Source organism: Alteromonas sp. AMM-1 (genome assembly GCF_047290655.1).
In the GTDB taxonomy this organism is placed as follows: Bacteria; Pseudomonadota; Gammaproteobacteria; order Enterobacterales; family Alteromonadaceae; genus Alteromonas; species Alteromonas mangrovi.
On the sequence record NZ_JBLBUE010000124.1, the window covers coordinates 1 to 10297 of the forward strand.

Here is a 10297-nt window from a genome sequence, read left to right on the forward strand (position 1 = left end):
ATGCCCGAAGGGAGTGGCCAAAACGACTTACATCTGTGTTGCGTCCTCTGGACATAGAATAACTATGCCTCAGAGAACGCGTCGTGATCTAAGTCGTTTTTACTCACTCTGAGAGGGCAAACTTCTATGCGAATTGGTATATAAGCTATACGCAGGCAATCAAGGAAGGTAACGGAGAGCAGGCCGTTACCTTTGCGAATCAGGCATTGTCTTTGGCCAGTGAGACAATCCTCGCCGACGCCGACAATCACTATGCATTGCAGTATAACCTGGCAAATGCGTTGCGCTTGAATAAGCAATTAAGTGAAGCCGAAAACGCGTACCAGTTGCTCACCGATTATTCTGCAAAGACATTTGGTGCATTGCATTTGAAGACGTTTTTAGCGCGATTGGAATCCTACGATTTATTGCGCTCGAGTGCGAAAGCGCCGTTTACGACATCCACGTTTGAGCGTGCTGAAAAATTCTACAAAGCCATTCTGAATGATTTAGAAGACGTGCCTGCGACACCTCTCCATGATGCTGCTTTAATTTACTATAGCGCTCTGTCGCCTATTACGCGTTACGGCTCTACACCACTGACATTTTCCAGAACCGATACCCTGGTAGAAAAAGCGCGTGGGTTGGCGAACGAAAGTTGGGGGCCAGACGATGTCAGGACAATTCATTTAAACTTCCTGCAGGGAAAATTGCATTTTGCGCGTGGAGATTACGAACAGGCGAGCGGTTATCTCGAGTCAGTTGCGGAACGTGTTAATGATGCGCTGCTTTACACCCATCCCTGGGCATTAAAAGCGCATGCCATGTTAGTTGAAGCCTATTCAAGAATGGGGGAAGAAGACAAGGCCACCCAGCATTGCCAAATCATTGGCAGAATGACGCCATGGGATGACAATCAGGAGCCCGATCCTATCTATCGTGTTAATCCGGTTTATCCTCGGGACGCTGCTATAGCGCGAAGAGAAGGCTACGTGGTAATTGAATTTGATATAGATGAGCAAGGCTTTGTGCACAGCCCTGATGTACTTGAATATCAGGGGAGCAAGAAATTCATACGTTCAACGCTTGATGCATTAGAGCAATGGCGTTATGCACCAAAATTCACCGACGGAGAGCCAGTAGTCGCGCAAAATATGAAAGTACAAATGGACTTTAAGTTAAGCAGATAAAAAAATAGCAAAGTGATGAATTCATAGGGATTCATCACTTTGTCACAGACCACAGGCATAGTCGGCGCATCTTGATTTCTCAGTGCGTTAACACTATGACATTTTCCCGCCGTCACTTCATTAAAACTGGTTTGGCAACCGGTATTGCCGCGCCGTTTTTTCATCAGGCATTTGCTAATACAAGCAGTGCATTATTTGATAGTGGTGTTGCCAGCGGCGATCCAACCCATGATGCAGTCATCCTTTGGACACACACTGCCAGGCCTGTAGCACTTGAATGGCAGGTGGCAGAAGATTTGAATTTTACCCGCGTAGTTAAACAAGGACGGGGAAACACAGTCGATGCGTCAGACTGCACCTTCAAAGTAGACGTAACGGGCCTTAACCCGGGATCGGTTTACTACTATCGGTTTATCGCAGGTAAAGAGCAAAGTGAGCCGGGCCGCACGAAAACCCTGCCGCAAGGTAATCTTCATTCACTGTCGATAGCGGTGGCCAGTTGTTCGAATTACCCGTTTGGCTATTTTAACGCTTATCACCATATTGCGGCCGATGCGGACATTGATTACGTCGTGCATTTGGGTGATTACATTTACGAGTATGGCCAGGATAGTTGGGGTGATAAAGAAGGTCAGGCATTGAATCGCCGTCATCTGCCTGCGCATGAAATCGTGAGTCTGGCCGACTACCGAATGCGACACCGCCAGTATAAAACCGACAACGGCTCGCGTCTGATGCATGCAGCGCATGCATTAATTCCCACCTGGGACGATCACGAGTCGGCCAATAATCCTTATATGGATGGGGCGCAAAATCACCAGTCGAATGAGGGAAGCTGGGCGGCAAGACGTGCTGCGTCAATCCAGGCTTATTATGAGTGGATGCCACTACGTGAACCATTGCAAAGTGCGGATAAAGCAAACCTGTGGCGACATTTTAATTTTGGCGATTTGGCTACCCTCACCACGTTAGAAACCCGTCATACCGGGCGTAGCCTGCAAATTGATTATGCTGAACACTTGAAGCAGCTCAATACCGAACAGGCGTTAAGGCACTTCATTGAAACCGTGCTAGGGGATCCCAGCCGCACCATGATAAGTGTTGCCATGGAGCAATTTTTACAAGCGCAGCTATCGGCGTCGGTGAAACAATCGAAGTGGCGTTTAATTGGCAACCAAATTCCTATTGCGCGAACCCATGTCCCCAAGGTTAACGACCTCACACTGCCGGCTGAACTCGCCAAAAACGATGCGGTCGCGGCGCACTTTGCTTACTTTGTGGCGCTGGGCAAACTGGATTTGCCGATTTACCTGGACACATGGGATGGCTACCCGGTTGCCCGTGAGAAGTTTTATCAGTTATGTCAGTCGGCTAATGCCACGGATTTGATCGTGCTCACTGGCGACAGTCATGCATTCTGGGCAAATCAGCTGTTTGCGGGTGACGGCGATGCCATGGGAGTAGAGTTAGGTACGGCCGGAATTACCTCACCGGGTGATTTTGAAGTATTAGGTACAAAGCTTGCCACTGAGCTGGATAAGCGGGTAGCAAATCACAATCGGGAAATTATCTGGACTGACTGTCAGCACCGGGGATATGTGAAGGTTATGCTGAATTCAGATAGCGTAAAGGCACAGTTTATTGCTGTGAACACCATCAGTTCCGAGCATTACCGGGCGAACCTTTTACGAGAGTACCAAATAACTAAACAAGGCAAGTCGCTTAGCATGTCATTGGTGTAAACCAGCGGCCTGTTATGTTTGTTTAAACGGTAACATCGCGGTGTCCAGTGCGGATTGATCATTGCTACACAAGGTTAGTGACTGGCTGCTCGCGTAAATGCTTTTCGCGTGCTGGGCAACGGCTGAGCTGGCACTGCCGGTGCAACGTGGAAGCAGGTTGGCTAAGTTTTTTAACAAGTGAATGAGCACGGCAGGTTGCGCGCTGGCAGCCTGTCTTATTTGTGCGTAAGCGGTATCGATTAAACCTTCGAATGTGAATGTCCTGCGCTTCAACCAAACCGCTGTATTTTTGTTTATCAGCGTATTGGCGGGGAATTCGCGTTGGCAAATCAGTACACACGCTGCGGTGAGTTTGTCGATACAGGTAATAGCCGTATGTGGATCGTTAATGCCCGGTGACAAGGCCCTTAGTGCGATCTCTACCAACTGGCTTATCGCAAATTCCGGATCCTGCAGGGGAGTCCGGTCGCTCCCTAATACGATAGCGCGACACAGGGATGCAAATGTATCTGCCTCAACGGGTTGTCTGCTGTAAACAGTGACCAGACGATCACCGTTTACCACATGATCACCGCTGCGGATGTGAATTTCACAACCAACCACTTTTACGGCAGGTAGCGCCAGGAAGCTGGCATAGTTAATGGTTTGCACGTAACCACTTGAGTCGGCATACAGTTCAACCGCGAAACTGTCATCGTGCCCGGGCCAGCTTTCATTGACTGGCTGCAAATCGGCGTTGGATTCCGGTTTGGGTAACAAGCCGTCCATACTGTTACAAAACCCGCTATAGCAATTCGCGATCACCTGATCGGCCTGAATGGAGCGGGATACGTGATGAATAAAATACACAATGGTTACGCAGTCTGTGATGGCAAAGAATACGGTTATGCCCGCCAGCAGCGAAATGGCATCCTGGTTTTCAGACATGGACGACAGATGGTGTAACGACAGTAAGCAGAATAAAAAGGTAGACACCATGAGCCCCAGCACGGACTGGGTGCTTTTGTCGTTCATAAAGTTGCGAATGAGTCGCGGGCCGAACTGATTTGAGGCCAGGGTAAGGGCAACCAGAGTCATAGAAAAAGCGATACTGGTAAAGGTGATCATTGCACCTGCAACGGTAGACAAAAGCTGCTGAACGTTGTCGGTGGTTACTTCGGGGACCAGTGGTCGCAGCATGTCTGGTAAAAAAGCACGTTCAAAGACCGACAAGCAGGTGTAGCACAAGGCTACACTACACAACATCATCATCACTGGTATAAACCAGTAGCTGGTAGACAACGATTCCCAGAAAACGCGAACGCGTGCAGTGATAATTCTCAACGACACCCTATTTCCCTTTGGCTCACCTTGTGTAATTGCTCACGCTAACATGTTTTTTCCTGTAGCTATACTGTTTACGATGAGTCAAAGTCAAGCGAGGGTGGATTACCCTCGCTTTGTATTTACCGATAGGTGAGATCAGGCCTCAGCAAGTGCCTCGCGACAGGCTTTGGTTTGTGCCACCAGCGCCTGACGGACTTCCATTCCACTGTGGCAGGGGGCGGCAAAGGGAATAAACACAATCTTACCTTCGGCTGACTGATAATGCGCGCCTTCAGAAAATACGCTCAACATAGTCACTTTATTGGTTTTCACGTTGGCGAAATGCGCCAGAATGAGTTGCATGGCTTCCTGATGATCGTCGTTCATGTGGCTGATCATGCCTGTGGTATTTGCTTGCCATTCCTCGGTGTTGCTTTGCCAGTACTCTGGATTGATCCAGTGAATCTTGCCGAATCCACCAATAAAGCGCACGCGTGCCACACTGATTTTGTAGAAATGGAAATCATGGGTTTGTTGATATGCCCGCGCGTGTGGAAATAGCTGAAAGTATTGTTCTGAACACGAGCTGATTGCGGCTTCGTCGGTGATCTGGCTGGCGTCACCCATTATGGTTACACGGCCATTTGCCTGTGAGTCATCTTCACTGGGATCAAATACAGTCAGACTAACTTTGCTGTCGGCTTTAATATTACGGGTATGTAACGCAATATCGCTGATGTAAATGATTACCTCTCCAGTGTGGGTAATAACAAATGGCACAATGGAGCCAAACGGGTAGCCGGGCATCGATGTCGACTGGGTACTCAGTACGCCGGAGTGCTGGGTGCGACAAAGTTGTTTGGCTTCAAACGCGAGCGTTTTCATGGTCATGGGAGTTCCTATTTTTCGTTAAATCACTATACAACACGCCGTTAATGGGTAACCAGAGGCGGTTTACCCGGGCGTTCAATCAGTTCAATTGGGGTGCGATAACAACGTGTTAGCACCGGTTCGGTTATCACTTGTTGCGGTGTGCCTTGAGCAATACAAATCCCTTCGCCCAAGACCCACATTTGCTGGCAGTATGGCGACACTAAGTTGATGTCATGACTAATGCACAATACCGACAATCCCCGTTTCGCAAGCAAAGAAAGCTGCTCCATCACGCCGCGCTGATGGCGTAAATCCAGTGCTGATGTCGGTTCATCCAGCAGCAGTAATTTGCCATGAAAATCAGGCGTGATATTTAATGGTTGATGCTCCGGAATGAGCTGCAACACGGCTTTGGCCAGAAATATCCGCTGCCGTTCGCCGCCCGAGAGGCTTTGAATGTCCCGCCCCAGTAAGTGGGTTAATGCAAACCATTCTGCAACGGTTGCTACCCAGGCCGTGCGCAACGTCAGGGGCTCTTTGTAAAGGCTGCGGCCCAACAACAGAATTTCGTCGGTCATGTAGGCAAACGGTGTGTTGGGGTGCTGCTGCATCACTGCACGTTGTTTTGCCATGGCAGACGGAGACCACGCCGATAACGGTTTGTTATGCAGGGTGACCGGCAGGTCGTGATTGCGGATCCCGGTTAAATGAAAAAGTAATGTGGATTTTCCACAGCCATTCTCACCCACAACCGCGGTCATTTCGCCGGGTTTGAGTTGGCCGGTTAAATTGCTGATCAGCGTGCGGTTGCCACGGGAAACCATTGCATTATGAATGGCTAATACAGGCTCAGTCATCTGTGCGGCCCCGCTGTTGGTAGAGTAAATACAAAAAGAACGGCGCACCCACTGCTGAAGTAATGATCCCAATAGGGATTTCCAGCGGGCTGAATAAACTGCGGGACACACAGTCCGACAGTACTAATAATACGCTGCCCAGAATGCCACTGGCCGGCATCAGATAGCGCTGATCAACACCCACTAAGTTGCGGCAAATGTGCGGGATCACCAAACCAATAAAACCAATGATGCCGCACAACGCGGTTGCCAGTGCTACTGCAAAGGCCACTGTCCAAAGCAGCAGGTTTTTGTAGCGTGTAACGTTAAGCCCCTGATAAGCAGCTTCTTGTTCGCCCAGCGCAAACAGGTTTAATGCCGCGCGACAACGCCAGAACACACAGGCGCTCACCAGCAGGCAACTGCTTAACATTGCCACTTGCAACCAGTTTGCGCCTGCCAGACTGCCCATAGTCCAGTAAGATATTTGCCGTAATGCGTCGTCATCGGCAACGTAGCTGATTGCGCCAATTACGGTGCCCGTTAACGCATTAATGGCAACGCCAGCCAGAATAAGTGTACTCACTGCTACGCCATGAGGGCGTTTTGCCATATGCAACACCATCGCTACCGTGAGCAATGCACCGCAAAAAGCGGCGATCACCGTTGCAAACGGCGTGATCGCCGGCCAGTAAAGTGGTAATACTGCCATACTGGTTGCCGCAGCGGCGGCTGCACCGCCGGATATACCAATCAGGCCCGGATCGGCCAATGGATTTCTTACCAGGCCTTGCATGGCACACCCTGCCATGCCCAGTAATGCACCAACGCAAATGGCCATCAGCGTTCTTGGCAAGCGCAAATCCCACAACACATACCATTGCATTGCAACATTACGTGATGCGGTGTCATCTGCCGTAAGGTACTGCCAAATAGCAGACCATTGCCATTGGTAGCTGCCCAGTGACACCGACAGCCAGGCACTGACGGCTACCGCAAGCAATGCGACCGTCAATATCTGTTGTCGACGGGCGTCACGACCAACAATATGCCGGTTAACCTGCATCTCGACGGCCGATGCAGACAGGTTAGTCACGGCGTGCGAGCTCCGTCTTGGCGGTAGCCGTTACAATTTGAGCGAATGTGTCGGCAATACGTGGCGATAATCCCAGGCTGGTGGCGCTGGACAGTGCGGTAATGGCGCACTCTTTTCCGGCGTTGGTTATGGTGATCGCCGGATGCGCACATAACGCATCTATCGCCGCCTGATCTGAGCCAAAGTGACTGGCTATAAAAATCACGTCCGGATTGGCTTGCATCACACTCTCGTTGCTCATGAGTTTGTACTCATTCAGCGTAGCGGCGATGTTTTGCATTCCCAGTGCCGAAAATAACGCATCGGGCAAGGTATCACTACCTGCTACCGTAAGCCCCCGGTCGTTGTTGGCGACAACATACAAGGCTTTCTTACCTTTAATGGTGGCTACCTCTTCTGAATGCAGCACGGCGTCTACGGCCTGGCTTACCTTTCTGGTAAGTGCTGTGGCGTTCGCCTGCGCGTCTACATCCGTGCCAAGGATGGTGATCAAACTGTACAAGCCGTCGAGGGTGCGGGGTTGGTTATAGGTAATCACAGTAACGCCGGCTGTTTTTAGTTGTTCAAGGGTCGCGTCGGGACCCGTGGCAGCGGCACCCAGCAGATGAGTGGGCTGTTGTGCCAGTACGCCTTCGGTGCTGAGCTGGCGGAAATAGCCCAGCTTAGTGAGTGTTGCGGCCTCATGCGGGTAAAAGCTGGTGCTGTCGGTAGCCACTACGTAGTCACCGCGGTCCAGTGCAAACAGGATTTCGGTTACGCTGGCTCCGGCCGAAACAATGCGCATTGGCTCATTGGCGGAGACATTGCACAGCCAGAGCGAACAAAGAAATATCAGAACACGTTGCATAAATCAGTCTCATCAGGCGCACCTGGCTTGGTGTGTGGCAAGCCAGGTGCTAATGGGTTATTCGGTAATGGCATCGGCGCGGAAGCTGAAATTACCCGATGTACCCGCGTCATCGTAATAGCTGGTGATTTGGAATTTGTAAGTCACCTCGCCCACCTGGATCAGATAAACACCAAATTGCGAATACAGCAGGTGCGTGGTGCCATCGTAGTAGTACCAGGGCGCAGCGTCGAATGCGTATTCGGTATAGGCATCACTGGTAAAGCCCATATAGGGCGCGGCGGCTGAATCGATCCCAGAATAGGTTTGCCCATCGGTTTTAATTACGGTGGCATCGTCGGCCAGTGTCAGAGAAAAGGCGGCACCACTGTCTCCACAGGTCAGCATGAGATCCCAGTCGTCTGCTGCGGTTGCCGTTGTCTGAGTGTCAAAGTCGATATAGGTATCGTCGGTACAGGCTTCGGTTTGCAGTGTCAGCGTTTGCGCCGCGGCAAATTCGCTCTGTCCGTCGAGTACACTCTGGTGGGCTATTTCAAACGTGATTTCGCCAATTTCGCGGCCGGTTGTCTGTATGTCGGTCACGCGAAACTTTGTGTAGTTACTGTCGGAAAAAACAATGTAATACACATCATCTGCGGCTGATACTATGTGAGTAGTCATGTCGTAATTGTAAAAACTGGTGCCCACCACAGCCGCGTCTTCATCTGTGGTAAAGGATTCTGCATCCGGCACATCGGCCAGGGTAATGGCCGTGTAATCTTCCAGTTCACTGTCCGCTGTCGCCGCGGTAAACATCTCTGCAATCGCATTGCCGTCAGCATCAAAGAAGTCGGCATTATTACCGGTAAAATACAGACTAACCGGGCTGTCCTGAGCTGTATTCAGCCATACCTTGGTGCGGCGAAAGGCAATGTCCCACGTGGTGTCAGTCGCCGCTTCTTCATCGGTGAGCTCAACGGTGCTTTGGGTATCCAAATCAAAATACACAGTGGTAGGTTCGCTGGTGGATCCTGTACTGAATGGACCGAAAATCTCGCCCTGTGTGCTGCTCTCTTCTACCGGGGTAGCACTGCCATTGCTACTGCTGCCGCCACAGGCACTTAACAATACTGCCATCGAGGCGGGGATGATCATGGCGGGTAAACGCGCGGTTGAAAACTTCATGGAAACTCCTGCTGTGATTAAAATTGATACTGCGTGCTAAACACCAACTGGCGACTCTCGAGCCCGCGGGCATCGAACAAGCTTTGTTGTGTTTTTGCGGTGTTCTGATGTTGGTCGAAGATATTTTCTATGCCCACCTGCCAACTCAGGTGGTCGGAAAACTGATGTTTAAATTGCACATTGGCGGTAATGGCGTGGTCGCGGTATACGCCTGTGTAACTGCTGTCGGGGGATTCGTCGTCACTGGCAACCACATAAAACTGAAGATCGGCATCCCAGGGTAAAATCTGATAGATAACAGAGGTTTTGAGTAAATGACGCGGGCGTTCTGCCAGGCGCTGTTGATTGCCATCTTTGGCATCCAGGTAGCTGTAATTTACCTGCCATTTTGTGTGCGCACTTTCTGCTGACAATGCAAGGTCGAAGCCCTGAATAACCGCTTTTTCAACATTGCTGTAAACAAACACATCAACGCCCGCCTGTTGAGACAGTCCCGCATTGGCGGTGGTAATGATAAAGTCGTCAGCATCGGTGTAATGCAGATTGACATCAGTAGAAAACTGCCAGTCTTCCGCGTCACTGTATTGCCATTTCAGCCCCGCAGACAGGTTGTCGGCGGTTTCCGGCACCAGCTCGTCGTTGCCAATAATCATGTAGCCCAGATTACTGTGGTCAAATATGTAGTAACGCTCTTTGAGGTTGGGCACACGATAGCTTTGCCCGGCTCCAACACGCCATTGAAAGTTGTGCTGTCCGATTGCTTGTTGGTAACTCACACTGCCACGCCAGGCCTGATGCCAGTTAAAGTCGCTGTCGTACTGAATTCGCGATCCCAGTAAAAACTGCATGTGCTGCCAACTGGCATTGATTTGCGCGAACCCCTCAGCCGACTGTCGACTGGCGTCGTCCACTTCCACAACACCCGTTGCCTGGTTGATTTGATCCAATTGGTCCTGATGCAAGGTGACACCGGCAATCCATTCCCAATCGCCCATCAGGATTTTCTGCAATTCCAGTTCCTGCATAGCAATTTGTGTATCGCGCAGGCCGTTAGTATTGCCGCTGATTTCGCTGTGCCCCAATGCCCGTGCGCTGATGTGCCAGTCGTTTGCTTTCGCTATGCGAATATCCTGCTGCCATTGTTCGACGTCTGATTGGTAGCTAAGTAACGAGGATTGTCCGGGGACCGCAGACAGTACCTTGTGTTTGTTTTCCGCAAACCAGCGGGATTTGCTGGCAAAGCGCAGGTCAGAGAATTCCCGGGC

The 10297-nt window shown here is 50.6% G+C and carries 9 protein-coding genes; 2 read left to right on the plus strand and 7 right to left on the minus strand.

The genetic code is table 11. The features are described 5' to 3' along the window. Positions 1 to 212 precede the first annotated feature (212 nt). Both ACLR2L_RS15425 and ACLR2L_RS15430 read left to right on the plus strand, forming a co-directional pair. Complete coding sequence (locus ACLR2L_RS15425; protein ID WP_413369326.1) at positions 213 to 1169, plus strand: TonB family protein; 957 nt, start codon at positions 213 to 215, stop codon at positions 1167 to 1169. A gap of 95 nt (positions 1170 to 1264) precedes the next feature. Continuing rightward, entirely contained in the window at positions 1265 to 2911 is a 1647-nt protein-coding gene (locus tag ACLR2L_RS15430) for an alkaline phosphatase D family protein (RefSeq protein ID WP_413369328.1), read from the plus strand. Between the two features lie 12 nt (positions 2912 to 2923). Here the strand turns inward: ACLR2L_RS15430 and ACLR2L_RS15435 are convergent, their stop codons facing one another. The 7 genes from ACLR2L_RS15435 to ACLR2L_RS15465 all read right to left on the minus strand — a co-directional run. Continuing rightward, on the minus strand, positions 2924 to 4240 hold the full coding sequence (locus ACLR2L_RS15435; protein WP_413369330.1) for a DUF2254 domain-containing protein: 1317 nt from the start codon (positions 4238 to 4240) through the stop codon (positions 2924 to 2926). Positions 4241 to 4372: 132 nt separating this feature from the next. Next, the gene (locus tag ACLR2L_RS15440; RefSeq protein ID WP_413369331.1) at positions 4373 to 5107 is read right to left on the minus strand and encodes a HugZ family protein; all 735 of its coding nucleotides are present in this window, start codon (positions 5105 to 5107) and stop codon (positions 4373 to 4375) included. 41 nt (positions 5108 to 5148) lie between these two features. Next, the gene (locus ACLR2L_RS15445; RefSeq protein WP_413369333.1) at positions 5149 to 5946 is read right to left on the minus strand and encodes an ATP-binding cassette domain-containing protein; all 798 of its coding nucleotides are present in this window, start codon (positions 5944 to 5946) and stop codon (positions 5149 to 5151) included. Continuing rightward, entirely contained in the window at positions 5939 to 7021 is a 1083-nt protein-coding gene (locus ACLR2L_RS15450; protein WP_413369335.1) for a FecCD family ABC transporter permease, read from the minus strand. The genes ACLR2L_RS15445 and ACLR2L_RS15450 overlap by 8 nt, the downstream gene beginning before the upstream one ends. Continuing rightward, a complete protein-coding gene (locus ACLR2L_RS15455) occupies positions 7014 to 7805 on the minus strand; it encodes a heme/hemin ABC transporter substrate-binding protein (RefSeq protein WP_413369337.1) in 792 nt (263 codons plus the stop codon). The genes ACLR2L_RS15450 and ACLR2L_RS15455 overlap by 8 nt, the downstream gene beginning before the upstream one ends. Before the next feature lie 120 nt (positions 7806 to 7925). Then, positions 7926 to 9032 carry an HmuY family protein gene (locus ACLR2L_RS15460; RefSeq protein ID WP_413369339.1) on the minus strand — a complete coding sequence of 369 codons (1107 nt, stop codon included), beginning with the start codon at positions 9030 to 9032 and terminating at the stop codon, positions 7926 to 7928. A gap of 17 nt (positions 9033 to 9049) precedes the next feature. Then, the coding region (locus ACLR2L_RS15465; RefSeq protein ID WP_413369340.1) for a TonB-dependent receptor plug domain-containing protein at positions 9050 to 10297 on the minus strand (1248 nt) is incomplete at its 5' end.

Excerpts from the sequence above, each read along its gene's own strand:
- ACLR2L_RS15430 (WP_413369328.1), top strand. The coding sequence starts at position 1,265 with ATGACATTTTCCCGCCGTCACTTCATTAAAACTGGTTTGGCAACCGGT.
- ACLR2L_RS15445 (WP_413369333.1), bottom strand. The coding sequence starts at position 5,946 with ATGACTGAGCCTGTATTAGCCATTCATAATGCAATGGTTTCCCGTGGC.
- ACLR2L_RS15440 (WP_413369331.1), bottom strand. The coding sequence starts at position 5,107 with ATGACCATGAAAACGCTCGCGTTTGAAGCCAAACAACTTTGTCGCACC.
- ACLR2L_RS15455 (WP_413369337.1), bottom strand. The coding sequence starts at position 7,805 with ATGCGCATTGTTTCGGCCGGAGCCAGCGTAACCGAAATCCTGTTTGCA.
- ACLR2L_RS15460 (WP_413369339.1), bottom strand. The coding sequence starts at position 9,032 with ATGAAGTTTTCAACCGCGCGTTTACCCGCCATGATCATCCCCGCCTCG.